General features: G+C 72.8%; 20 protein-coding genes and 1 tRNA gene. 10 read left to right on the top strand and 11 right to left on the bottom strand.

Annotated features, from left to right (window positions below; translation table 11 throughout):
* A partial coding sequence (clpX, locus tag G011_RS0123215) for an ATP-dependent Clp protease ATP-binding subunit ClpX (protein WP_019610562.1) occupies window positions 1-744 on the bottom strand: 744 nt, incomplete at its 3' end.
* 312 nt (window positions 745-1,056) lie between these two features.
* On the opposite strand from clpX, the gene G011_RS0123210 reads away from it, so the two are divergent.
* Genes G011_RS0123210 through G011_RS0123200 form a run of 3 tightly spaced genes read left to right on the top strand, consistent with a single transcriptional unit; the run spans window position 1,057 to window position 4,360 of the window.
* Window positions 1,057-2,142, top strand: coding sequence for a MoxR family ATPase (locus G011_RS0123210; protein ID WP_019610561.1), 1,086 nt, complete (start codon window positions 1,057-1,059; stop codon window positions 2,140-2,142).
* Window positions 2,139-3,572 carry a DUF2201 family putative metallopeptidase gene (locus tag G011_RS0123205; protein ID WP_019610560.1) on the top strand — a complete coding sequence of 478 codons (1,434 nt, stop codon included), beginning with the start codon at window positions 2,139-2,141 and terminating at the stop codon, window positions 3,570-3,572. The genes G011_RS0123210 and G011_RS0123205 overlap by 4 nt, the downstream gene beginning before the upstream one ends.
* The gene (locus tag G011_RS0123200) at window positions 3,569-4,360 is read left to right on the top strand and encodes a hypothetical protein (RefSeq protein ID WP_036552987.1); all 792 of its coding nucleotides are present in this window, start codon (window positions 3,569-3,571) and stop codon (window positions 4,358-4,360) included. The genes G011_RS0123205 and G011_RS0123200 overlap by 4 nt, the downstream gene beginning before the upstream one ends.
* A gap of 155 nt (window positions 4,361-4,515) precedes the next feature.
* On the opposite strand, the gene G011_RS0123195 is transcribed toward G011_RS0123200, so the two are convergent.
* From G011_RS0123195 to G011_RS0123185, 3 genes are all read right to left on the bottom strand, one after another.
* On the bottom strand, window positions 4,516-5,598 hold the full coding sequence (locus tag G011_RS0123195; protein ID WP_019610558.1) for a TetR/AcrR family transcriptional regulator: 1,083 nt from the start codon (window positions 5,596-5,598) through the stop codon (window positions 4,516-4,518).
* 189 nt (window positions 5,599-5,787) lie between these two features.
* On the bottom strand, window positions 5,788-6,306 hold the full coding sequence (locus G011_RS0123190) for a 3'-5' exoribonuclease (protein WP_019610557.1): 519 nt from the start codon (window positions 6,304-6,306) through the stop codon (window positions 5,788-5,790).
* A gap of 229 nt (window positions 6,307-6,535) precedes the next feature.
* Window positions 6,536-8,014, bottom strand: a complete 1,479-nt coding sequence (locus G011_RS0123185; protein ID WP_196808536.1) for a polysaccharide lyase family 1 protein — start codon at window positions 8,012-8,014, stop codon at window positions 6,536-6,538.
* A gap of 838 nt (window positions 8,015-8,852) precedes the next feature.
* Here G011_RS0123185 and G011_RS0123180 point away from each other — a divergent pair.
* The gene (locus G011_RS0123180) at window positions 8,853-10,277 is read left to right on the top strand and encodes a non-reducing end alpha-L-arabinofuranosidase family hydrolase (protein WP_019610555.1); all 1,425 of its coding nucleotides are present in this window, start codon (window positions 8,853-8,855) and stop codon (window positions 10,275-10,277) included.
* Window positions 10,278-10,595: 318 nt separating this feature from the next.
* Here G011_RS0123180 and G011_RS0123175 read toward each other — a convergent pair.
* From G011_RS0123175 to G011_RS0123160, 4 genes are all read right to left on the bottom strand, one after another.
* Window positions 10,596-10,669 (bottom strand) — tRNA-Val (locus G011_RS0123175).
* A 50-nt stretch (window positions 10,670-10,719) separates the two neighbouring features.
* Window positions 10,720-11,172, bottom strand: a complete 453-nt coding sequence (locus G011_RS0123170; RefSeq protein ID WP_019610554.1) for a peroxiredoxin — start codon at window positions 11,170-11,172, stop codon at window positions 10,720-10,722.
* Between the two features lie 93 nt (window positions 11,173-11,265).
* Window positions 11,266-11,691: a DUF3052 domain-containing protein gene (locus tag G011_RS0123165; RefSeq protein ID WP_013153961.1), complete on the bottom strand. Its 426-nt coding sequence runs from the start codon at window positions 11,689-11,691 to the stop codon at window positions 11,266-11,268.
* Window positions 11,692-11,860: 169 nt separating this feature from the next.
* Window positions 11,861-12,268 carry a secondary thiamine-phosphate synthase enzyme YjbQ gene (locus G011_RS0123160; RefSeq protein ID WP_019610553.1) on the bottom strand — a complete coding sequence of 136 codons (408 nt, stop codon included), beginning with the start codon at window positions 12,266-12,268 and terminating at the stop codon, window positions 11,861-11,863.
* A gap of 128 nt (window positions 12,269-12,396) precedes the next feature.
* On the opposite strand from G011_RS0123160, the gene G011_RS0123155 reads away from it, so the two are divergent.
* Window positions 12,397-14,049, top strand: a complete 1,653-nt coding sequence (locus G011_RS0123155; RefSeq protein WP_026338573.1) for an alkaline phosphatase D family protein — start codon at window positions 12,397-12,399, stop codon at window positions 14,047-14,049.
* Between the two features lie 116 nt (window positions 14,050-14,165).
* On the opposite strand, the gene G011_RS0123150 is transcribed toward G011_RS0123155, so the two are convergent.
* The gene (locus tag G011_RS0123150) at window positions 14,166-15,209 is read right to left on the bottom strand and encodes a hypothetical protein (RefSeq protein ID WP_019610551.1); all 1,044 of its coding nucleotides are present in this window, start codon (window positions 15,207-15,209) and stop codon (window positions 14,166-14,168) included.
* A gap of 330 nt (window positions 15,210-15,539) precedes the next feature.
* Window positions 15,540-16,802, bottom strand: coding sequence for a CdaR family transcriptional regulator (locus G011_RS0123145; RefSeq protein WP_019610550.1), 1,263 nt, complete (start codon window positions 16,800-16,802; stop codon window positions 15,540-15,542).
* A 242-nt stretch (window positions 16,803-17,044) separates the two neighbouring features.
* Between G011_RS0123145 and G011_RS0123140 the strand changes: the two genes are divergently transcribed.
* The 5 genes from G011_RS0123140 (at window position 17,045) to G011_RS0123120 (ending at window position 22,119) form a co-directional block, all read left to right on the top strand.
* Window positions 17,045-18,022: an ACP S-malonyltransferase gene (locus G011_RS0123140; RefSeq protein WP_026338572.1), complete on the top strand. Its 978-nt coding sequence runs from the start codon at window positions 17,045-17,047 to the stop codon at window positions 18,020-18,022.
* Between the two features lie 2 nt (window positions 18,023-18,024).
* On the top strand, window positions 18,025-18,981 hold the full coding sequence (locus tag G011_RS0123135; RefSeq protein ID WP_013153967.1) for a beta-ketoacyl-ACP synthase III: 957 nt from the start codon (window positions 18,025-18,027) through the stop codon (window positions 18,979-18,981).
* 107 nt (window positions 18,982-19,088) lie between these two features.
* Window positions 19,089-19,331 carry an acyl carrier protein gene (locus G011_RS0123130; protein WP_013153968.1) on the top strand — a complete coding sequence of 81 codons (243 nt, stop codon included), beginning with the start codon at window positions 19,089-19,091 and terminating at the stop codon, window positions 19,329-19,331.
* Between the two features lie 128 nt (window positions 19,332-19,459).
* The gene (gene fabF / locus G011_RS0123125; RefSeq protein WP_013153969.1) at window positions 19,460-20,698 is read left to right on the top strand and encodes a beta-ketoacyl-ACP synthase II; all 1,239 of its coding nucleotides are present in this window, start codon (window positions 19,460-19,462) and stop codon (window positions 20,696-20,698) included.
* 239 nt (window positions 20,699-20,937) lie between these two features.
* Entirely contained in the window at window positions 20,938-22,119 is a 1,182-nt protein-coding gene (locus G011_RS0123120; RefSeq protein WP_369757420.1) for an EAL domain-containing protein, read from the top strand.
* A gap of 64 nt (window positions 22,120-22,183) precedes the next feature.
* Here the strand turns inward: G011_RS0123120 and G011_RS0123115 are convergent, their stop codons facing one another.
* The gene (locus G011_RS0123115) at window positions 22,184-23,074 is read right to left on the bottom strand and encodes an SGNH/GDSL hydrolase family protein (protein ID WP_019610547.1); all 891 of its coding nucleotides are present in this window, start codon (window positions 23,072-23,074) and stop codon (window positions 22,184-22,186) included.
* Between the last annotated feature and the right edge of the window lie 217 nt (window positions 23,075-23,291).

Below are 23,291 nucleotides of genomic sequence, written 5' to 3'. Positions count from 1 at the left end.
GATGAACAACACATTCGTCGTGTCGATCTGAATGAACTCCTGATGCGGATGCTTCCGACCCCCCTGCGGAGGCACACTCGCCGTCGTCCCCTCCAAGATCTTCAACAACGCCTGCTGCACCCCCTCACCCGACACATCCCGAGTGATCGAGGGATTCTCACTCTTACGCGCGACCTTGTCGACCTCGTCGATGTAGATGATCCCCGTCTCGGCCTTCTTCACGTCATAATCAGCCGCCTGGATCAACTTGAGCAGGATGTTCTCCACATCCTCCCCCACATACCCCGCCTCCGTCAGCGCCGTCGCGTCCGCGATCGCGAACGGCACGTTCAGAATCCGCGCCAGAGTCTGCGCCAACAACGTCTTGCCCGACCCCGTCGGCCCCAGCAGCAAGATGTTGGACTTGGCGATCTCCACATCCTCCTCGCCCGGACGATCCCCCTCCGAACGCACCCGCTTGTAGTGGTTGTACACCGCCACCGACAACGCCTTCTTGGCCTGCTCCTGACCGATCACGTACGAGTCCAGGAACTCGTAGATCTCACGGGGCTTGGGCAACGAGTCCCAGTCGGCCTCCGAGGGGAGGACGCCCTCCTCCTCTTCCATGATCTCGTTGCACAGACCGACGCACTCGTCGCAGATACAGATGTGACCGGGCCCCGCGATGAGGCGGCGGACCTGGCCCTGGTCCTTTCCGCAGAACGAGCACTTGAGCAGGGGCCCACTGGCACCGGTGCGTGTCACTAGAAACGTTCTCCTCACGCGGGCAGCGCCCGGGCGGTTCGGCGGGGTCGCCCCCCGAGGCCAGATGATCTCAACATCCGGATTCTCACGGTAACCCCTGCCGGGACGGGCCGCAAAGCAGGACCGCCTCGCACCCGCGCCCGGAGGGCGGGGCGCGTCCCGCCCTCCCATCGCACCACCCACTCGTCAACTTCGATTGACTTTTTCCGCGGGTCAACCTACGTTGACTCATGGAGGGAGCACACCTTCGCCACCGGCGGGGACGCGCGCCGTGCGCCGCTCCGCCCTGCCCGCACACCCCAGGAGGACCAGATGACGTCCCACTCCGCCGCCCGCACGGCACTCGCCCTCGCCGTCCGCGCCGACCTGCCCGTCCTGTTGTGGGGCGCGCCGGGAACCGGCAAGACCTCCGCGGTGACGGCGCTGGGCCGCGCGCTGGAGCTGCCCGTGGAGGTGGTGGTGGGCTCCATCCGCGAACCCAGCGACTTCTCCGGGCTGCCCGTCGTCCGCGAGGACGGCACCTGGTTCGCTCCCCCGCGCTGGGCCGAGCGCCTGGCCGCGCGGGGCTCGGGCCTGCTCTTCCTCGACGAGCTGACCACCGCGCCCCCGGCGGTCCAGGCGGCCATGCTGCGCGTGGTGCTCGAACGCGCCGTGGGAGACCTCGCCCTGCCCGAGGGGGTGCGCGTGGTCGCCGCGGCCAACCCGCCCGGTCTGGCCGCCGACGGCTGGGAGCTGTCCGCACCCCTGGCCAACCGGCTCGTCCACCTGGACTGGGAGGTCGGCGCCGCCGACGTGGCCGAGGGGTTCGTCCACGGCTTCGCCTCCGAGCCGCACCGGCCCGAGCCGCCGGGCCCCGCGCGCGTGGCCGCCGCACGGGCGACCGTGGGCGCGTTCCTGCGGGTGCGCCCCGAACTCGTGCTGTCGGTCCCCGACTCCCCCGAGCGCTCCGGACGCGGCTGGCCGAGCCCGCGCAGCTGGGAGATGGCGGCGGTGGCCCTCGCGGCGGGCCGGGCCAACCCCGGCACGCAGGAGGCCGCGGCCGCCCTGGTGGTCGGAGCGGTGGGCGAGGCCGCGGGTTTCGAGGCGCTGTCGTGGCTGCGCACCCTGGACCTGCCCTCCCCCGAGGAACTGCTCGCCGACCCCTCCGCGGCGCTGCCCGACCGCGCGGACCGGTTGTACGCCCTGCTCGGCGCGTTGGCCGCGCACGTGGTCGCCGACGGGGGCGCCGAGGTCTGGGAGCGGTCCTGGGAGGTCGTGGCCCGGGTGGCGCGGACCGTCCCGGACGTGGCGGCGACCGCCGCACGCACCCTGGCCGCCGGACGGCCGGAGGGCGCGGCCACACCCCGGGCCCTGCTCGACCTGGCCCCGGCCCTGCGTTCGGCGGGGATGCTGCCGTGAACGCGCGGGATCGGCGGGCCCCGACCCTGGAACGGTTCGCGTCGGCGCGGCTGTGGGCGGCCGCCCGCGCCCCGTACCTGGCGCACGCGCTGTTCGCGCTCACCCCGGTCGTCCTGGAGCCGCGCCTGGACGAGGAGGACGGCGAGCCGGTGGCCGACCCGGACTTTCGGGCACTGCCCGCCGACACCCGGTGGAACGTGCACCTGGACCCCGGCACGGTGGCCGCGACTCCGGTGGAGGAGCTGGGCTGGTGGCTGCTGCACGGGATCGGACACCTGGTCCGCCGCCACGCCGAACGCTCCCCGGACTCCGAGGGGCCCGTCGTGGGGAGGGCGGCGCCGGGGTCCGGGCGGGCCTTCGGTCCGGCCTCCGGCGGAAACGGGGACTCCGGGCGGGACGCGCGCCTGTGGAACCGGGCCGCGGACGCCGAGGTCAACGACGACCTGGAGGCCGACGGGCTGACCGTCCCGGACGGGGTGCTCTCGCCGCGCGCGCTGGGCCTGCCGGAGGGTCGGTTGGCCGAGGAGTACGTGTCGCTGATCGAGGTACTGGAGGAGGCCCACTCCCGGGGCGGGCGGAGCGTCGCCGACCCGGTGGACTGCGGCGGCGCCGTCCACGGGACGCGGGGAACGACGGCGTCGGCGGGGGCCTCCGGCGGCCTGGACAGCCTGGAGCGGGACCTGTTGGAGCTGGCTCTGGCCAGGGAGATCACCGCGCGGGCCGCCGCGCGGACCGGGGTCCCGGGCGGGTGGCTGCGGTGGGCGCGGGAGCGGCTGCGCCCGTCGGTGGACTGGCGGGCCCGGCTGGGCGCGGTCGTGCGGCGGGGCGCGCACCGGGCCGCGGGCCGGACGGACTTCTCCTACCGGCGCCCCTCGCGCCGCCCCGGGCCGCGGGTCCGCGGCGGGACGGTGGTACTGCCGTCGATGGTCGCCCCGGCGCCGGAGGTGGCCGTGGTGGTGGACACCTCCGGCAGCGTTCCGGACCCGGTGCTGGAGGTGTTCCTGGCCGAGACCGCCGCCGTGCTCGCCCGGGTCTGCGGCCCCGGCCGACGGCTGCGGGTGGTCTGCTGCGACCTGCGCGCCCACCCCGTGCAGACGGTGCGGCGGGCCGAGGAGATCCGGCTGGTCGGGGGCGGGGGCACCGACCTGCGCGAGGGGATCGCGGCGGCGGTGGCGGCGCGTCCCCGTCCGGACCTGCTGCTGGTGCTCACCGACGGGCACACGCCCTGGCCGGACCGGCCTCCGGCGGTACCGGTCGTGGTCGGGCTGGTCGGCGGCCCGGCCGCGCCGCCGCCACCGCCGGACTGGGCGCACGTGGTGCCCCTGCCCGCCGACCCCCGACACGAACGGACCGGCGCCGGTGGCCACGGCACGGCGCCGCCCACGAACCCGGGCCCCGCTGAGGGCCCCGACGGATGGAGGAGACCATGAACGTCGCGTTCGACGACCACGAACCCGGACCCGAGGACCTGCACCTGTGGACCGCGCGCGGTTTCACCGTGGCGGACGCCCGCCGCTGGATCGACGCCGGGTTCGTGCTGGACGCCGCCGAGCGCTGGCGCGGCAGCGGCGTGTACCGGCCCGGCCCCGCCATGGAGTGGCGCGCGGCCGGGATGACCCCGTACACGGTCCGGCCCATGCTCCGCGCGGGGATGACCCCGGGGGACGCCGTGCGCTGGCACGAACTGGGCTACTTCCCCGCCGAGGCGGCCGAACGGCATCTGGCGGGCGAGCGCCCCCGGCCCCGGCGGCTGCTGCGGGCCCTGTTGCCGGTGCGGCGGGCCCCCGGGCTGGACCTGAGCGAGGAGCAGGCCCAGACCCTGGACGCCCTGCTGTCGGCGGGGGTGCCCGCGGCGACCGCGCGCGCCTACCTGGACACGGGCTGGGACGGCGCCGACGCCGTGCCGTGGGCCCGCGCGGGGGTGGACCCGGCGCAGGCCCGGGTGTACCGGGCGATCGGGTTCTCCCCGCGGGAGGGCGCGGCGCTGGCCGGGGACGGCCGCGACGCGCTGGCGCTCATGTGCGCGTGGTGGGACGCGGGCGTGCCCCGTGAGGAGGTCGCGGCCTGGACGGTGGCGGGGTTCGGCTCGGCCGAGGCGGCGCGGGCCCGCGCCTCGGGCGCGGGGCCGGAGGGCGCGCGGGTGCTGCGCGCCCTGGGAGGACGGTCTCCAGCGCAGGACCCGGACGCGGAGGAGGGGCCGGGGACGGGGCCCTCCTGAACCGGTCGGCCACCACGGCTCCCGTGGACTCCGGAGCCACCGGAGCGGCCGGAACCGCTGGACAGTCCTGTGGGGACGAGACCCCCGATGCGGGCCTCCCGGTTCGCGGAGTGCCGTTCGGGGACGGCCGACCGGGCCTCCTGGCCGGGGGCCGTCTACCGGCGGCCCGCCCGCGCGCCGAGGAGCGCGGCGACGGCGTGGCCCGCGCCGCGGGCGTCGGAGCGGGCGGTGATCCGACCGCCGACGACGCGGACGGCGCTCTCGGTGGCGTCGCCGACCACGGGCACGCCCGCGGCCGCGGCGATCTCACCGGAGGGGTCGAACACCACGCGCAGGCGCGGCCAGGCCCTCTCGGGGAAGGCCTGGCGCAGGCAGCCGCACAGGTCGGCCACGGCCAGCCGCGCGAGCGGGGTCAGCTCGTCGGGGTCCCCCGTGACCACCACGGCGGTCACGGGGGAGCCCGCGGGCGCGGAGCGCAGCGCCTCCTCCGCCGCTTCGAGGCGGTGCGTGCCCAGGATCGCCACGATCCCGTCCCCGGCCAGGGACACGGCGCGCCTGCGGACCGCGTCGAAGGCCTCCGGCGGTGACCACTCCTCGTCGGCGGGCACTGCCTGGCGCACGTGCTCCAGGTGGGGCGGCGGCCAGGAGTCCTCCAGGTCCAGGTCGGCCAGGCGCTCGCAGGCGCGCACCACCGCGAAGGGGTCCGCGAAGCCGGGCGCGACACCGACCAGCTGGCCGGTCCCGTACAGGGTGGTGAGCACGGTCCCGGCCACGCGCACCCGGCGTCCGCCGGGGTCGGACGGGGGCGCCAACGCCTCCAGGGACAGGCCGAGCAGGAGCGCGTTCAACCGCATGAGCTGGGCGAAGGCGCTCCGGACGGGCTCGTCGGAGAGGACCTCGGGCGGAAGCGCGGTCCCGGTCAGCGAGGACTCGCCGACGGTGGGGAGCCGGGAGGCCCAGGCGCGGGCGAGCGCGCCCAGCGCCGTGCGGGCGCTGTGCCCGGGTTCGGGACGGGCGGCGTCGGCGGAGCGCTCGGCGGCGTCGGCCAGCACCGACAGGTACAGGGCGCGCTTGCCGGGGAAGTTGGAGTAGACCGCGCCCCGGGTGAGGTCGACCCGTTCGGCGATACGGTCGACCTTGGCGTCGCGGAAACCGTGCTCGGCGAACTCGTCCCCGGCCGCGGACAGCACGCGCGCCCGGTTGCGGGCCTGGCGCTGCGCCCTGGTGAGCCGGACCATCGTGCTTCCCCTCGCTTCGGCGTCCACCCATCCTACGGTGGGATGCCCAGGGCACCCGGATACTCGGGAGATCCCGATGCCCCGGGTATCCGGGCACGGGCGCGGACCGCCCCGGGGCTCGGACGGCCATCGGGGGTCGGCCTGCCGCTGGCCCGGCCCCGGGAGGGCCCTCGGCGGGAGAGGCACGGGTCAGGAGTGCTCCCGCAGCCACCGCGCGCGCCGCATCAGGTGCCGGGCGTCGGCGAGGGCGTGGTGCAGCCCCGACGTCTGGGACGGAAGCCTCGGGTCCCCGAGCCGGACCGCCTCCTGTTTGAGGTCGTGGGTGAGGAAGGGCACCTCGCGCGGCATCTCCCGGGGCGTTCCCCACAGCTGGCACAGCAGTACGTGGTCGTAGGAGCCGTACCACGCCCACAGCTGCGGTTCGGGGGTGTCGCGCAGGAACTCGTGCACCATGCGCGCGATCTCCCCGCGCGTGCGCACGTGCGGATGGCCGGTGTCCAGTACGGCGTCCTCCGGTCCGCCGCGCAGGGGCAGCTGCGGCCAGACGTGCTCGGACAGCCACGGGTCCGAGCGCACGAGGTCCTGGTCGAACTCGGAGCTGACCGCGTACAACTCGCGGCCGTCCTCGGCCACCATGCCGATGCTGACCAGGACCAGGGGGTGCTCCGGCCCCCGGTCGACGAACTCGGTGTCGTAGTACACGCGCATGTGCGCTCCCCTCCGGGCGACCGGACGGGCCGGTGCGCCCGTGCCGCGTGGAGTCCGGCCCATCGGCCACGGTCGCACACGCGCGGGCTCCGCGTCAGCCGGTTCGCCGCCTCCGCCCGGCGGCACACGCCCTGGCATGCGACGGCCGGTCCGCCCGAACGAATCGGGCGGACCGGCCGGTGTCCGGTCGGCTCAGGGGCTCCCGGCCGGATCGGTCACGGGTGGGCCGCTATCCGGCGTAGGTCTCGAACTCGGCGACGCGCGGCGTGCCGTTCGAGCCGGTGATCTCGAAGTTGATCTTGCGCAGCGTCGTCGGTTCGAAGTCGATGACGCCCGCTCCGCTCCCGGTGGCCAGGACGTCACCGGTGTTGTGGTCGACGACCCGCCAGGAGCCGATGTTGCCCTCGGCTCCGGCCGCCTCGCGGATGTTGATCGTGGACACCGTGGTGTTGGAGTCCCACTTGACCGAGATGCGGCCGGTCGAGCCGCTCGGCGACCAGTAGGTGCCCATGTCGCCGTCGACGACGTTGCCGTAGCTGGTCCCGCTGGCCTTGCCGGAGCCGTCGGCTCCGGCCCCGGCGCTGAGGTTGGTGCCCTCGGGCGGGTCGGTCGGGTCCGGGTCCGGGGGGTCGGTCGGGTCGGGGTCCGGGGGGTCGGTCGGGTCCGGGTCCGGCGGGTTCTCCGCCTCGCAGTTGCCGTCCGAGACCTGGTTGCCCTTGTTCGCGCCCGCGATCTGGCCCAGCATCCCCGGCACGCACCCGGCGTCGTCGAGTTCGTAGGAGTAGGGGATGCTCACCGACGTGGTGGACTGGGGGTTGGGTCCGGCGGGGTAGTTGTCGCCGCCCGGGCTGGACCAGGTGACGTTGTCGAAGATGTTGCCGCCGACCTCCCAGGTGCCCCTCTCGTCGGTGTAGAAGGTGCCCAGGACGTCCTTGGAGTCCTCGAAGTAGTTGTTCTCCACCTTCGCTCTGGCGCCGGCACGGGAGTTGATGCCGGACTCGTGGATCTGGGTGTAGTGGTTGCTGTACATGTGGCCTATGCCACCGCGCAGCAGGGGCGCGCGCGAGTCCAGGTTCTCGAACCGGTTGTGGTGGTAGGTGACGTAGCCGTTCGAGCGGTCGCTCTCGCTGGACCCCACCAGGCCGCCGCGGCCGGAGTTGCGCAGGATGCTGTAGGAGAGGGTGACGTACTGGGTGTTGTTCTTCATGTCGAAGAGGCCGTCGTAGCCCTCCGACTCCCCACCCGACGCCTCCAGGGTGACGTGGTCCACCCAGACGTTGCGGACGCCGTTCTCCATGCCGATGGCGTCGCCGCCGTTGGACGTGGGCGAACCGGACTTCTTGACGTTCCGGACGGTGACGTTCTGGATGATGATGTTGCTGGACTCACGGATGTGGATGCCCAGCTGGTCGAACACGGCTCCGCTGCCGGTGCCGACGATCGTGACGTTGCTGATGTTCTTGAGCTCGATCACGTCGTCGGCGGTGTCACAGCTGTCGCCCGACACCTTGGAGGTGTTGCCGTGGTTGATGGTCCCCTGGACCTCGATGATGATCGGGGTGCTGGCGCTGGCCCGGTTGCACAGGGCCTCGTGGATCTGGGTTCCGGTCGTGGCCCGTACCGTCTGTCCGCCCGCGCCGCCGGTGGTCCCGCCGTTCTGGGTCGCGTAACCCGTGGCGCTACCGGTCTGCGCGGCCGCCGAGGACATCGGTAGGGCCAGACCGGCCGCCACCACCGCCGAGGCGGCCAACGTCGACAGGAGTCGACGGGTGGTTGTTCTTCTCACCGCTTGCCTTTCCAGTAGGGATGAGCACTGGGGTGTCCCAACTCACATTAGAGAAAGCGCTTTCCATGTCAAGGGGGTTAATGCAAACGCTTGCAAGAGGGACAAGTGTTGCTACAGCATTACAGGCTCGTGAACTGCGGACTTACTGGCAGCGGCGAAAAAAATGGGATCGAGTCCCTCGAAGTATGCAACCGGTTGGTGCGTCTCACCGGCGACGCCACCGGGGCGGGAAGGCCATGTCCAGCCGACGCCGGACCACCGCCCGGTGCTCGGAGACGACGAGCCGAAGAAACAGACACCTTCAGGCAATTCAGACACAGGCGAGCAGGTTGAGTCCCGGGCGAATGGAGCCCCCGCGGACCCGTACGCGGTCCCACCGCACCAGCGGCCCGGCCGGGCCTCACCAGGGGCTTCGGCATGCCCCGATCGGTGAACTCCCGGATTCCGGAAATTTTATGAAAACCACGGCTTGACTTCCGGAGCACTCTCGCTCAGATTCAACGGCAAGGCCAACGACGCCCTCCGGCTTTCCGGGCAGGTCTGCACACCGGATCCTGGTTCAAGCGTGCGCCAGGACACTCGAAAAAATGTTAGCGCTAACATCCCAGATGAAGGCCCAGGACTCGTGGTGTACCCCCTCGTGCGGATAGTGCGACTCCAGGTCCTTGGAGGAAGAACGATGTCTACGTTGAGCAGGTCTTCGATCTCACCGCCCCCACGACCGCGAGGGTGGTTACTGCGGGTCTTCGTCATCGGCGTGATGGCCATGGTGGTCGGTGGTGCCGGTGCCGTGACGGTGCCGACGCCCGCCGCGGCGGCGACGGTGGACACCAACGCGTGGTACGTACTGGTGAACCGCGACAGCGGCAAGGCGTTGGACGTGTACAACCTGGCCACCGGTGACGGCGCGCGGATCACCCAGTGGACACGGAACGACCAGTACCAGCAGCAGTGGCGGTTCGTCGACTCCGGTAACGGCTACTACCGGTTGCGGTCACGGCATTCGGGCAGGGTGCTGGACGTCCACAACTGGTCGACCGCCAACGGCGGCGGTATCGTCCAGTGGACCGACCACGACCAGGCCAACCAGCAGTTCCGGCTGGAGGACTCACCCGGCGGCCACATCCGTCTGGTCAACCGGCACAGCGGCAAGGCCGTGGAGGTCCAGGGCGCCTCGACCGCGGACGGTGCCAACGTCGTGCAGTACGACGACTGGGGCGGCGGCAACCAGCAGTGGCGTCTCGTCCGCGTCGACGGTTCGGGGCCCGGTGAAACGTGCGCCCTTCCGTCGAGTTACACCTGGACGTCGACCGGGCCGCTGGCGCAGCCGCGGCCGGGGTGGGCCTCGCTCAAGGACTTCACCCACGTCCCCTACAACGGCCAGCACCTCGTCTACGCGACGACCCACGACACCGGGACGTCATGGGGCTCGATGAACTTCGGCCTCTTCTCGGACTGGTCCCAGATGGGCTCGGCCAGCCAGAACCCGATGCCCTTCTCAGCCGTCGCGCCGACGCTCTTCTACTTCGCCCCCAGGGACGTCTGGGTGCTCGCCTACCAGTGGGCCGGTCCCGCGTTCTCCTACCGGACATCGACCAACCCCGCCGACGTGAACAGCTGGTCGGCTCCGCAGACGCTCTTCTCCGGGAGTATCGGTGACTCCTCCACGGGGCCCATCGACCAGGCGCTCATCGGCGACAGCACGGACATGTACCTGTTCTTCGCCGGGGACAACGGCCGCATCTACCGGGCGGACATGCCCATCGGCGACTTCCCGGGCAGCTTCGGCTCGACCTCGACGGTCGTCATGTCCGACAGCACCAACAACCTGTTCGAAGCGGTTCAGGTCTACAGGGTCGAGGGCCAGAACCGGTACCTCATGATCGTCGAGGCCATCGGCGCGCAGGGGCACCGCTACTTCCGCTCGTTCACGGCCACCAGTCTGGACGGCACGTGGACACCGCAGGCCGCGACCGAGGGCAACCCCTTCGCGGGCCGGGCCAACAGCGGCGCCACCTGGACCAACGACATCAGTCACGGCGAGCTGATCCGTACCAACGCCGACCAGACCATGACCGTCGACGCCTGCGACATGCGGTTCCTCTACCAGGGGCGCTCCCCCGGCTCCGGCGGTGACTACGGCCTCCTGCCCTACCGGCCCGCAGTGCTGACGCTGCAGCGCTGACCCCCCGAGCAGGGTCGTCCCGAAGTCGAGTGGACGCCGGGCAAAGGGGGTCTCTCCCCGGAAAGCACCGCGGGCCGCGGCGAGCCGGTCGAAGACCGGCGAGCAGCGGCCCGCGCCACGTGGGCCCTGGGCGAACCAACTACAACCCACGAGGCACAACCTCGCATTGTCGGAGATCGCTCCGCCCGCCCCGCCGATCCGCGCGGCCCCGGCCGCAGGGGGTACCTCGGGGGGTTCGGGGGGTCTCCCCCCGGTAAAAGCGACGGACGACCCTGCGAGGCGGCCTCGAACCCCCCGAGCAGGGTCGTCCTGAGTCCGTGGGCGCGAAGGGACTCGAACCCCTGACCTATTGCTTGTAAGGCAATTGCTCTAACCAACTGAGCTACGCGCCCGTGCGTCGGACGAGATCATACCGCTTCGCCGGAATCACCGCGCCCGGGTTTCAGACCAGCTCGCGCAGCTGCCGCAGGTACTCGTCCACGTCACGCGGCTCGGAGAACCCGGTGAGGGTGGACCAGCGCACGACTCCCCCGGCGTCGATCAGGAAGGTCCCCCGCCGCGCGGTGCCCCGCTCGGGGTCGAACACCCCGTAGGCCCGGGCCACGCCGCCGTGCGGCCAGAAGTCCGACAGCAGGGGGAACGGGAAGCCCTCCCGGTCGGACCACGTGCGCAGGGCGAAGACGGAGTCCACCGACACCGCCATGACCTCGGCGCCGAGATCGGCGAACTCGGCGTGGCGGGCGCTCAGCTCGGCGAGCTCCCCCGAGCACACGCCCGAGAAGGCCAGCGGGTAGAAGACCAGCAGGACGGGGCGGCCCGACACCGGGGAGGTGTCCTGGCCGTACTGGTCCTGGAGGGTGAAGTCGGGCGCGGGGGCGCCCACGGGGGCGGTCATGGATCCCTTTCGTCGGCGAGCACTCCTCAGCGCCGCGCGCCCGCCTCTGGGACGCGCGGCACCGGATGCCTCACCCTTGGCGGGTGGTGTCCGTCACCGCTTGGGAACGACCAGCCGCGTACCCGACCAGTCCGCGCCGATGCTGACTGCGCTGGTCTGGGAGAGGCCCGACGTCGTCGCGGCCTCGGCGACCTCGTTGGGCGACACGTGCAGGTCACGGCCCGCCTTGGGCGTGAGCACCAGGATGGTCCCGCCGTCGGCGATGGTGGTCACCGTGTCCATCAGCGCGTCGGTGAGGTCCTCCTCCTCGTCGGACCGCCACCACAGCAGTGCCGCGTCGACGTCGCCGTCGTAGTCCTCGTCGACCAGCTCCTCACCGGTGAGTTCGGTGATGGATGCGCGCAGGTTCTCGTCGACGTCGTCGTCGAAGCCGAATTCCTGCACCACCTGACCCGGCTTGAATCCGAGTCGGTCAGCCAAGCCGCGTTCGCTCTGTGCCTGGCCCGCGGTCGCGCTCACGAAAGTTCTCCTCCACAGATGGTTTTTCTCAATCTTGCCTGCACGAAGCAGTTGTCACAACGACGCCGGGCTGTTTGCGCGCCCGACACGTGGGTCCGCTGACCATCGCTGATGGCCTAGTTCACACGCTAGCGGCATGTTCCGTCAACGCGCTGCCAAACCTTGCCCGTCAGGACGAGAGGTAGGACAGGCGCACCCTGCGGTCGGGGTTGTCCACGTTGAGGTCCACCACGGCGATGGACTGCCACGTGCCGAGTTCGAGTCGGCCGCCGACGACGGGGACGGTGGTCTGGGGTGCGACGAAGGCGGGCATCACGTGCGACCTGCCGTGACCCCGCGAACCGTGCTTGTGCCGCCACCGGTCGTCGGCGGGCAGCAGATCGGCCAGGGAGGCGAGGAGGTCGTCGTCGGACCCCGCCCCGAGTTCGATGATCGCCACACCCGCCGTGGCGTGCGGGACGAAGACGTTGAGCAGTCCGTCCCCTCCGGCCTCGGCGACGAAGTCGCCGCACTGGCGGGTGATGTCGGTGACGCTCTCCGATCCACCGGTGTGCAGCTCCAGGATCTGTGTCCTCATAGCGCCACCTTCGCGCAGGCGCGGCGCTCGTGCAACCATCCGGCTCCCGGCTGTGGATGGCGCTCGGCCCCGCGAGGGGCCATACTCGTCCCCCACATGTGCGAACCTGGTCAAAAGGAGGCGAAACGGTGACTGCTTCTTTACTTCTGGGGCCCCTGCTCAGGCACCCGGGGGAGACCACCGCCACAGTGTGGGTGGAGACGGACGCCCCCTGCGCGGTGCGCGTCGTGGTCGACGGCGCCGCCGAGGCGACCGCCCGGACCTTCACCGTGCACGGCCACCACTACGCCGTCTGCACGGTCGCGGGGCTGGCCCCGGGCTCCCGCCTGCCCTACGAGGTGTTCCTGGACGAGGACCGGGTCTGGCCGGAGCCGGACAGCTCCTTCCCGCCCAGCACCGTGCGCACCGTAGACCCGGAGGCGCCCACGCGGCTGCTGTACGGGTCCTGCCACACGCCCACCCACGACTCCCCCGAGGGCGTGGTCCGCTACGGTCCCGACATGCTGCGCGCCACGGCCCGGCGGCTGGCCCGCGAACCGGTCGGGGGCAACCTGGCGCTGCTGCTCATCGGCGACCAGGTCTACGCCGACGAGGTGCAGGAGTCGATGCTCGCGTTCCTGCGCGAGCGGCGCGCCCGCGGGGGCGCCCGCGACGACCCCGACGACGAGGTCGTGTACTACGACGAGTACGCCGAGCTGTACCGGCAGGCCTGGAGCGACCCGCAGGTGCGGTGGCTGCTGTCCACCGTGCCGACCCTGATGGTCTTCGACGACCACGACGTCCGCGACGACTGGAACACCTCGGCCGCCTGGCGGCGCGCCATGGACCGTCAGCCCTGGTGGCGCAGGCGCATCACCAGCGGCCTGGGCTCCTACTGGGTGTACCAGCACCTGGGCAACCTCTCCGAGCAGGAGAGGGAGGGCGACCGGCTGTGGAAGCGGGTGCGCGACGCCGACGGCGACGCCGAGGAGCTGGTCGACGCCTTCGCCTGGCAGGCCCACAGCGAGCCTTCGAGCTACCAGTGGGGGCACCACCACGACTTCGGCGGTGTCCGGCTCGTGATGGCCGACACCCGCTGCTCCCGCGCCCTGGGCGAGGGCGACCCCTCCGACGGTTCCAGGTCGATCCTGGGACCCCAGGGCCACGACTGGCTGGACGGGCACCTGACCGGCGGGCCGGACCACGTCGTGGTCGCCTCGACCGTGCCGGTGCTGCTGCCCCCGGCCGTGCACCGGTTGGAGGCCTGGAACGAGGCGGTGTGCGCGGGCGCCTGGGGGCGGTGGCTGACGGGGCCCGCCGAGCGGCTGCGCCAGGACATCGACCTGGAGCACTGGGCCGCCTTCCAGTACTCCTTCCGCCGCCTGTCCGACACCGTGGGCGAACTCTCGCGGGGCGAACGGGGCCCGGCCCCGGCCACCGTGCTGTTCCTGGGCGGGGACGTGCACTTCTCCTACCTGGCGCGCGCCCGCCACCGCGGGGGCGGCGCGAGCCGGGTGACCCAGCTGGTCTCCTCCCCGCTGTGCAACCAGGCCCCGACGAGCATGCGCCGCATGGTCCGGCTGTCGGTGAGCCGCCCGCTGCGCGCGATCGGGTGGCTGCTGACGCGGCTGGCGGGGGTACCCGAGCCCGATCTGCGCTGGGGCCTGGGGTCGGCCCCCTACTTCGGCAACACCCTGGGCCAGGTGGACTTCGACGGGCGCGCGGCCAGGGCCTCCTGGTACCACTGCGCCCAGGGCGGGGGCGACGCGCTGCCCGACGTGCGCATGACCGCGGACCTCTGACGAACCGCGCACCGGCGCGCGGCCCCCACCAGCGGAGCGGACGCGAGACGCCGCCGGGGGCGCCGCGGGCCGGGACCGGCCGGCGGCGCCCCCGGACGGGGCATGACCTTGTCAGGTCAGGGCTTGTTGGGCGTCGGGCGCCGGCTGGACTGGGCGCCGCGCCGCGGCCTGCGCACCGAGAGCCCGAGGGCGCCGCTGCCCTGCTCCAGGATGTGGCGGGCCCGGTTCACCGTGCCGCGGGGCGTGCGGGCGGGGGCGGCCTCCGCCCTGGCGCCGTCCTCCCCGTCGTCCCCGGCCTCGGCGTCCCCGTCCAGGTGGGGCATCGCCCGCGTCGGCCGGACCTCCCTGCCGGACTCCCCGTCCCCCGACGCGGCGCCCAGGTGCGGCAGGACCTCGGTCGGCTTCTCCCCGTCGGCGTCGGAGGACGCCTTCGGGCGCCCGGAGTCCAGGTGCGGGAGCACGTCGGTGGCCTCCTGGTCCACCGGCCGGATGGGCCGGGTGCGCTCCGTGGCGGCTGGGTCGGCGGCGGTGCCGCCCGCCTGCTCGCTCTCCTCGCGCACGGCCTCCTTCCAGGCCTTCTCCTCCTCCGACTTGCGCCGGTCCTGCCGGGCGTTCTCGGCCCGCCAGGCGCGCCAGTTGCGCGCCGCGGGGGTGAGGACCGGCCAGGTCACCCTCGCCGGGCGCGACAGCGCGTGCCACAGGTAGGCGGTGGTGCCCCACGCCTCCATGGCCCGGCGCGCCCTGGTGATGGTGAAGAAGGTGGGCAGGGCCAGCAGCAGCTGCGGCCAGGCCAGCGCCAGCGCGGCGAACAGCGGGTACAGGCCCCCGCCGATCACCGACGCGGCAGCGCCGATCACCACCGGGACCAGGGCCAGCGTGATGCGCAGCCCGGTGAACTGGCGGAAGCGGTGCAGCGAGCGGCGCGCGGAGACCTGCGGCACCAGCCCCTCGGGGAGGGGCGTGGGCTGCACGACCAGCGCGAGCAGCATCGTTCCGACGCCCACGCTGGCGGCCAGCAGTATCGTCCACCCCGCGGCGGCCAGTTGGCCGCCGACCAGCAGGTAGACCACGCCCAGCACGGGCAGCGGCGCGGGGAGCCAGAACAGCGCCCGTCTGCGCAGCTCACCCTCCTGAGTGGGCGCGAGAACGTAATCGATCATCGGACGGAAGAGCCGGGACCCTATCCTCGGTCGCTCGACCACAGCGTTGACCCCCCAAGAACGTCGTGACGGGGCGGTGCGGGGACCTCCGCCCGAGGATGACGCAGCCTCAACGGTCCCGTCAGCAACCCGCCCACCACAAAGCTATCCCTTTTCATGTGGTCCCCGGGCGTACACAACCAGTTACCGACATACCCGGCTCTGGTGAAACTTCCATAAGGGGACTGACATGGCAGGCAACGATCAGGTTACGCGGCGGGTTCCCCTCCGCGGGACCGTGACCGGAACCGGCCGCCCCCGGAGGCACCCGAACCGGCCGCCCCCGGAGGATCAGGCGCCGTCGGTCCGCGCGAGCCGCCCGAGGGCGACCGCCACCCGCAGGACGAAGGAGCCGCGCCCGTCGGAGGGCGTGCGCCCGGTGAGCTCGGCGATCCGGCTGAGCCGGTAGCGGACCGTGTTGGGGTGCACGAACAGCATCCGCGCGGTGGCCTCCAGCGACGAGGCGTGCTCCAGGTACACCGACAGGGTGTCCAGCAGCGGCGACCCCGCGCCCAGCAGGGGCACGTACACCTCCTCGACCAGCTGCCTGCGTGCCTCGGCCTCGCCTTGGAGCGCGCGCTCGGGCAGCAGGTCGTCGGCGAGCACCGGGCGCGGCGCGTCCGGCCAGGCCACCGCGGCCCGCAGCCCGTTGACCGCGGCGCGCAGCGAGGCCCCCGCGGACCGCAGGTCGGGGACGGCGGGCCCCACCACCACCGGGCCCGAGCCGAAGAGCCCGGCCAGCGGTTCGGCGGCGGCCGCGGGCAGGTCCTGCGCCGGGTAGCGGTCCCCCACGCCGATCACCACGACCACGCGGCGTCCCTGCATCCCGGCCAGCACGTCGTGGCCGAGGCGGCGCGCGGCCGAGCGCAGGTCGTCCAGGACCTTGCCGCCGTCGTCGTCGCCGACCTCCCCGGCCACCGCGACGACCGGGGTGTGCGACCAGCTCAGCGCCGAACCCCACGTCTGGAGGCCGTCCTCCTGGTCGCCGTGCAGCAGGGCGTCCACGATCAGGGCCTCCAGGCGCGCGTCCCACGCGCCCCGCGCCTCGGCGGCGCGCGCGTAGACCTTCGCGGAGCTGAAGGCCACCTCGCGCGTGTAGCGCAGCACGGCCTCGCGCAGCTGCTGGGCTCCGCCGGGGGCGGCCAGCTCCTCCACCTGTCCCTCGACCACGTCGATGACCACGCGGATCATGTCGACGGTCTGCTGGAGGGAGACCGAGCGCGTGAGTTCGCGCGGCGCGGTGCCGAAGACCTCGACGGTGATGGCCGGGCGGCCGCGCACCGGGTTGCGGAACCAGTCGACGAAGGCGGCCACCCCGGACTGGGCGACCAGGCCGATCCACGAGCGGTCCTCGGCCGACATCCGGCGGAACCAGCCCAGGCGCTGTTCCATGCGGGCCACGGCGGCCGTGCCGAGCGCGCCCATGGAGCGTTCCAGGCGGCGCACGGTCTCGGCGCGCACGCGTTCCTGCTCCGTGGGCACGGAGGCGGGTGCGCCCTCCGGGTCCGCCGTGGCGCCCTGGTCGTCCGGGGTCTGGTGGGGTTCGGTGTTCACCTCTCCAGGTTCGCATCCCGCGGCACCCGGCCGGCGGGCCGCCCCGTGTCCCCGGCGGGCGCGAACCGCTGGCGTGACCGGGCGCGCGCGCAGCGTACCGTCGGAGGGTGACCTCTCCCACCGGTTCCGGGTCCGAGGGAGCACGTTCAGCACCGTTTTGTGGAGTCCCAACAAACGGTGTCGAGTAAGTTCGTGCTCCTCCCCCTCTGACCGGTGATCTCCTACAGGGCAAGGTTGATGTCGTGCTTGTAATCGTTGCTCCCGGCCAAGGCGCCCAAGTTCCCGGATTCCTCTCCCCGTGGCTCGAACTGCCCGGTGTCTCCGCGCAGGTCGAGGCGTGGTCCGAGGTCGCCGGGCTGGACCTGGTGCGCTACGGCACCACCGCGGACGCGGACGAGATCCGTGACACAGCGGTCGCCCAGCCCCTGCTGGTCGGGGCCGGCCTCGTCGCGGCCTCCGCCGTGCTCGGCCCCCTGGCCGCCCCCTCCCCCGCGCTGCCCGCCGAGGGCGCCCTGCTGGACGCCGTCGCGGGCCACAGCGTCGGTGAGTTCACGGCCGCCGCCATCGCCGGTGTCCTGTCCCCCAAGGACGCGATGGCCCTGGTGGCCGAACGCGGCCGGGGCATGGCCGACGCCGCGGCGCGGACCGAGACCGGTATGACCGCCGTGCTCGGCGGCGACCGCGAGCAGGTGCTGGCGGCGATCGCCGCCGCCGGTCTGACCGCGGCCAACGACAACGGTTCCGGCCAGATCGTGGCCGCCGGCACCACCGCGCAGCTCGCGGCCTTCGCCGAGAACCCGCCCGAGCGGGCGCGACTGCGCGCCCTGTCGGTCGCGGGCGCCTTCCACACAGAGCACATGGCCCCGGCCGTGGAGCGGGTGCGGGCGGCCGCGGCCCCCCTGTCCCCCTCCGACCCCACGGTGCGCCTGCTCTCCAACGCCGACGGCGCCGTGGTCGAGAGCGGACCCGAGTACCTGGAGCGCCTCATCACCCAGGTCTCCTCCCCGGTCCGCTGGGACGCGTGCACGCAGACCCTGGCCGACCTGGGCGTGACCGCGATGATCGAGCTCACCCCGGCCGGCACGCTCACCGGCCTGGCCAAGCGCGCCCTGCGCGGGGTCGAACTCCTCGCGGTCAAGACCCCCGACGACCTCGACCGCGCCGGCGCCCTCGTCAAGGAGCACGCCGGGAACCCCGCGGCCACCGACCAGGAAGGCTAACCATGTTCAGCTCCCCGAGAGCTCCCGGAGGCGCGTCGATCACCGCCTTCGGCGAGTACCAGCCCTCCCGGGTCGTGACCAACGCCGACCTCGAAGAGCGCGTCGACACCAGCGACGAGTGGATCCAGAGCCGCGTGGGCATCCGGGAGCGGCGCATCGCGGGCTCCGAGGACACCGTGACCAGCATGGCCGTGGCGGCGGGCGGCAAGGCCCTGGCCGCCGGCGGCCTGTCCCCCGAGGACATCGACCTGGTGATCGTGGCCACCTGCACCGTGCAGGACCAGATCCCCAACACTGCCGCCACCGTCGCCGCCAAGCTGGGCATCACCGCCCCGGGCGCCTTCGACCTCAACGCCGCCTGCGCGGGCTTCTGCTACGCCCTGGGCGTGGCCGCGGACATGGTCCGCGGCGGCAGCTCCCGCAACGTGCTGGTGATCGGCTCGGAGAAGCTCAGCGACTGGGTGGACTGGGACGACCGCGGCACCTGTGTGATCTTCGCCGACGGCGCCGGGGCCGCGATCGTCTCCGCCTCCGAGGAGCAGGGCATCGGTCCCGTCGTGTGGGGCTCCTCCGGCGAGCGGGCCGCCAAGATCCACCTGCGCGAGGGCAAGTACCTTTGGCAGGAGGGCCAGGCGGTCTTCCGCTGGACCACCACCGAGCTGTACAAGGTCGCCCTGGAGGCCATGGAGAGGGCGGGTGTGGAGCCCTCGGAGCTGACCGCCTTCGTCCCGCACCAGGCCAACCTGCGCATCGTGGAGGCCATCGCCAAGAAGCTGGGCGCGCCCCAGGCACTCGTGGCCCGCGATATCGTCACCGCTGGCAACACCTCCTCCGCGTCCATCCCTCTCGCGCTCTCGCGGATGATCGGACGCGGGGAGCTGCCGTCGGGGAGCACCGTACTCACCCTGGGTTTCGGGGCGGGGCTGGTCTACGCCGCCCAGGTGATCCGCATCCCCTGAGCACCCGCCCGAACCCGCGGTCACACCACGCCGGTCGGGCCCGCGAGCCCACGGCTCACGTGGTGTCCCTGAGCCGACACGAATCACCGAGCAAGGAGAAAGACGACATGGCCCAGCAGACCGAGCAGGAGATCCTCAAGGGCCTCGGCGAGATCATCGAGGAGATCGTCGGGACCGAGGCCTCCGAGGTCACCCCGGACAAGAGCTTCGTCGACGACCTGGACATCGACTCGCTGTCCATGGTGGAGATCGCCGTCGCCGCCCAGGACAAGTTCGGCGTGGAGATCCCGGACGACCAGCTCAAGGACCTCAAGACGGTCCAGGACGTCATCAACTTCATCCAGAAGTAGGCCGTTCGGGGCGGCGGGACCCACCCCGTCCCGCCGCCCGACCCGCCGTCACGACCGGCTTCCCCCCACATCCGCCAACGCCCCCGGCCCCGCAGCCGGGAACGACCCACGAGAAGGGCGATCGGATCATGTCCAAGACCGATGTCGTCGTCACCGGCCTCGGCGCCACCACCCCCCTCGGGGGTGACGTCGCGACCACATGGTCCGCGCTCCTCGACGGCCGCTCCGGCATCAGCATGCTGCCGGAGGAGTGGCACGAGAAGCTCCCGGTGCACTTCGCCGGGCAGATCGCGCAGGAACCCTCCGAGAAGCTCCCCAGGCCGCGCCTGCGCCGCCTGGACCGCACCCAGCAGTTCGCGCTGATCGCCGCGCAGGAGGCGTGGCAGGACGCCGGCTCCCCCGAGGTGGACCCGATCCGCCTGGGCGTGGTGGTCTCCAGCGGGATCGGTGGCATCCTCACCATCCTGGAGCAGTACGACACCTTCCGTGAGAAGGGCTGGAAGCGGGTCTCCCCCTTCACCGTGCCCATGCTCATGCCCAACAGCCCCGCCGCCGCGATCAGCCTGGAGTACACCGCCCGGGCCGGTTCGCACGTGCCGGTGAGCGCCTGCGCCTCCAGCGCCGAGGCCATCGCCAACGGTGTGGACATGATCCGCTCCGGGCGCGCCGACGTGGTGATCGCGGGCGGCACCGAGGCCGCGATCCACCCGCTCAACATCGCCTCGTTCGCGTCCATGCGCGCGCTGTCCACGCGCAACGACGACCCGCAGCACGCCTCCCGCCCCTGGGACAAGGACCGCGACGGCTTCGTCATGGGCGAGGGCGCGGGCATCCTCATCCTGGAGTCGGCCGAGCACGCCGCCCGCCGGGGCGCCCGCGTGTACGCGCACGCCTCGGGCGTGGGCTACACCAACGACGCCTACGACATCGTCCAGCCCGAGCCGGAGGGCACCGGCCAGGCCCGTGCCATCACCCAGGCCCTGGCCGACGCCGACCTCACCCCCGAGGACATCGTGCACGTCAACGCGCACGCCACCTCCACCCCGGCCGGGGACGTGGGCGAGACCCGCGCGATCCGCACCGCTCTGGGCGACTCCGTCGCCGACCGCGTCGCGGTGACCTCCACCAAGTCCATGACCGGCCACCTGCTGGGCGGCGCGGGCGCCGTGGAGTCGATCGCGACCATCCTGGCGCTGCACGACGGGCGCATCCCGCCGACCATCAACATCGAGGAGCTCGACCCGGGCGTGGCCGTGGACATCGTCCGCGACAAGCCCCGGGACATGCCCGCGGGCGACGTGGCGGCCATCAACGAGTCCTTCGGGTTCGGCGGCCACAACATCGCGGTGGTCTTCCGCCGCGCCTGACCCCGCCGGACGCGGCCCCTCCGCGTAGGCGCACACGACACCGCCCGTCGGGACGAACCCGGCGGGCGGTGTCGTGTGTACGCCGGGCGGGTCCGAACACTTCCGGGAAAGCAGCCCTCACCGTCGGTACGCGATTGCCTCCGGACGTGAACGCCGTCGAACCGCCCTCCCCACACCCCGGTGAAGCTGAGGGGAACAGCCGAGGACAAGTCTTCAGGTGGGACCGATTCGGGGTCACCATGAGAACTGTGACTGCGCTGCATCCCCAACACACTCCCACGGCGCATCCGGACGGGCCGGGTGCGGTCGCCCGCCGCGCCCCGGGCGCTCCCGGCTACCAGCCCGTCGTCGACCTGGACTCGGGGACCGTCGTGGCCGTCGAGGTCACCGCCTCACCGCCGCCCTCCGCGCGGGGCTCCTACGCGGAGGTGACACCCCAGGAGGAGGCGGCCGTGGCCGAGTGGCTCCTGGCCCTGGTCCGCGAGACCGCCGTGTCCGAGAGCCTGCTGCCGATGGTCCTGCCGCTGCCCGCGCGGATCCTGGCCGGGGAGGGGTTCGCCCCCCTGGTGGAGAGCCTGTTGCGCCGTGCGGGCCGCCGACCGCGCGACATCACCTTCATGCTCAGCCCGGACATGGCGGAGCTGGCGCGCAGGACCGTGGTGTCCGGGGTCTCCCGGCTGCGCGCGGCGGGTTTCCGGTGCGGGTTCGGGACGGCGATGGTGCGCCCGGACCTGGTGGTGGAGGCCGCGCCGTTCCTGATGCGGATCGACCCGGCGATCGTCTCCGGTGTGGCCGGGGACCAGCGGCACGCCACCGTGGTGGAGGGCCTGGCGCGGATCGGCCGGGGCAGCGGCGTGTACGCGCTGGCCTCGGGCGTGGGCAGCGTCGAGGACGTGGTGCGGCTGCGCCGCTGCGGGATACGTGTGGGCACGGGACCGTTCTTCGCCGACAGCGCGTGGCGGCCCGGCGAGCGGGTGACCCCGGTGCCCGAGCCGAGCGCCGGACAGGGCGGGGAGGAGGACTCCGGCCCCCGGGTCACCGAGTTCATGGTGCCGCCCGTGGGACTGGACTCCGACGCCACCGCGGAGCAGGTGCTGGAGTCCTTCACCGGGGACCCGGCGCTGAACAGCGTCATCCTCATCGACCACCGGGACCGCCCGGTCGGGGTGGTGGACCGGACGCGGTTCCTGCTGTCGGTGACGGGCCGCTACGGGCACGCCCTGCACGCCAAGCGGCCGGCGCTGCGGCTGGCCGAGTCCCCGCGCACGGTTCCGGCGTGGATGTCGGCGCTGGCGGCGCTGCGGGTGGCGGGCCAGGACACCGAGCGGGTCTACGACGACCTGATCGCCACCAACTCCTACGGCCAGTGCCTGGGCGTGGTGCACATCAGCGACCTCATCCAGTCCCTGTCGCGCAGCTGAGCGCCGGAGCGCTCGGCGCCCGCACCGGGTCCGGTACGGGCGCCGTCGCGCGTGGGCGGACGGCTCAGTCCACGGGGTCGGGGCCCTTGGTGCCCGAGGGGCTGCTGGTGGGCGCGCTCTCGGCGGGGTCGAAGCCGTTGTAGGTGCCCTCCCAGGTCTTGCCCTCCTCGATGCTCCTGGCGATCCGGGACCGGGTGTCCTCGTCGTGCAGGTAGTCCAGCTCGGGGCGCTTGGGCAGGCGGCCGTCCCCGGAGGAGCGGCCCATGGCGCGGCGGCGCAGCCACGGCACCAGGTACTGGCGGGCCCAGCGGCGGTTCTCGCGGCGGCGCAGGATGCGGGGCAGCTGCCGGGGCGGGGTGGTCCACGGGTCGGTCCAGGACTCGGGCGGGCCCATGGGGAAGCCGAGCAGGTCGGCCACGCGCGCGGCGACGATCTGGTGGCCCGCGCCGTTGAGGTGCAGGCGGTCCTCGCTCCAGGCACGGGAGTCGGTCAGGGCGTTGAGCGCCCACAGGTCGACGATCTCGGTGCCGGTGCGCTCGGCGACGGCGCGCATGTGCATGCTGAACACGGCGATGCGGCCGCGGTAGTAGCGCAGGACCGGGATCCACCCGGTGTCGTGGCCGGACAGGATCACCACGCGGATTCCGGCGTCGCGCAGCTGGCGGATGCCCCACTCGAAGTGCTCGGCCAGCCGGTCGAGGTCCCCTCCCGGACGCAGGACGTCGTTGCCCCCGGCCAGGACGGTGACCAGGTCGGGCTTCCAGGCCAGCGTCTGGTCGAGCTGCTCGCCGAAGATGTGGCGCATCCGGCGTCCGCGCACGCCCAGGTTGGCGTAGCGGAAGTCTGGGGTCACCGTGGCCAGGTGCTCCGCCAGTCGGTCGGCGAAGCCCCGGTACTCTCCGTCGGGGCCGCTGTCGTCTTCCATCCCCTCGGTGATGCTGTCGCCGATCGCCACGTAGGACCGGATGGGATCCGGTCTGTGGAGGCGAGCGGCCGCTGGGGGATTCGTCTCAAGGTCTGTCACGTCAACCAATCATCCGGCTCGACCGTCCCACGCCTGCGCGCGCCGAGGGTGCGCGGGTACGGCGATCGTGGTGTCGGGCCGCGGTCCGGCCACCACCCGTGTCCGAACACCGTCGACCCCTGTCGGCCACCGGGCGCGGCCGTCCGGC

Source organism: Nocardiopsis sp. CNS-639 (assembly GCF_000381685.1).
GTDB classification, from domain to species: domain Bacteria; phylum Actinomycetota; class Actinomycetes; order Streptosporangiales; family Streptosporangiaceae; genus Nocardiopsis; species Nocardiopsis dassonvillei.
This window is presented reverse-complemented; position numbering and strand designations above follow the sequence as displayed.

Bases quoted from the DNA above. Each gene is read 5' to 3' on its own strand.
- G011_RS0123190 (WP_019610557.1), bottom strand. From the start codon at position 6,306: ATGCGCGTGTACTACGACACCGAGTTCGTCGACCGGGGGCCGGAGCAC.
- G011_RS0123185 (WP_196808536.1), bottom strand. From the start codon at position 8,014: ATGTCCTCGGCGGCCGCGCAGACCGGTAGCGCCACGGGTTACGCGACC.
- G011_RS0123195 (WP_019610558.1), bottom strand. From the start codon at position 5,598: ATGGTCCGGCTCACCAGGGCGCAGCGCCAGGCCCGCAACCGGGCGCGC.
- G011_RS0123200 (WP_036552987.1), top strand. From the start codon at position 3,569: ATGAACGTCGCGTTCGACGACCACGAACCCGGACCCGAGGACCTGCAC.
- G011_RS0123150 (WP_019610551.1), bottom strand. From the start codon at position 15,209: ATGATCGATTACGTTCTCGCGCCCACTCAGGAGGGTGAGCTGCGCAGA.
- G011_RS0123180 (WP_019610555.1), top strand. From the start codon at position 8,853: ATGGCCATGGTGGTCGGTGGTGCCGGTGCCGTGACGGTGCCGACGCCC.
- G011_RS0123170 (WP_019610554.1), bottom strand. From the start codon at position 11,172: ATGACCGCCCCCGTGGGCGCCCCCGCGCCCGACTTCACCCTCCAGGAC.
- fabF (WP_013153969.1), top strand. From the start codon at position 19,460: ATGTCCAAGACCGATGTCGTCGTCACCGGCCTCGGCGCCACCACCCCC.
- G011_RS0123210 (WP_019610561.1), top strand. From the start codon at position 1,057: ATGACGTCCCACTCCGCCGCCCGCACGGCACTCGCCCTCGCCGTCCGC.
- G011_RS0123120 (WP_369757420.1), top strand. From the start codon at position 20,938: ATGAGAACTGTGACTGCGCTGCATCCCCAACACACTCCCACGGCGCAT.
- G011_RS0123130 (WP_013153968.1), top strand. From the start codon at position 19,089: ATGGCCCAGCAGACCGAGCAGGAGATCCTCAAGGGCCTCGGCGAGATC.
- G011_RS0123160 (WP_019610553.1), bottom strand. From the start codon at position 12,268: ATGAGGACACAGATCCTGGAGCTGCACACCGGTGGATCGGAGAGCGTC.
- G011_RS0123135 (WP_013153967.1), top strand. From the start codon at position 18,025: ATGTTCAGCTCCCCGAGAGCTCCCGGAGGCGCGTCGATCACCGCCTTC.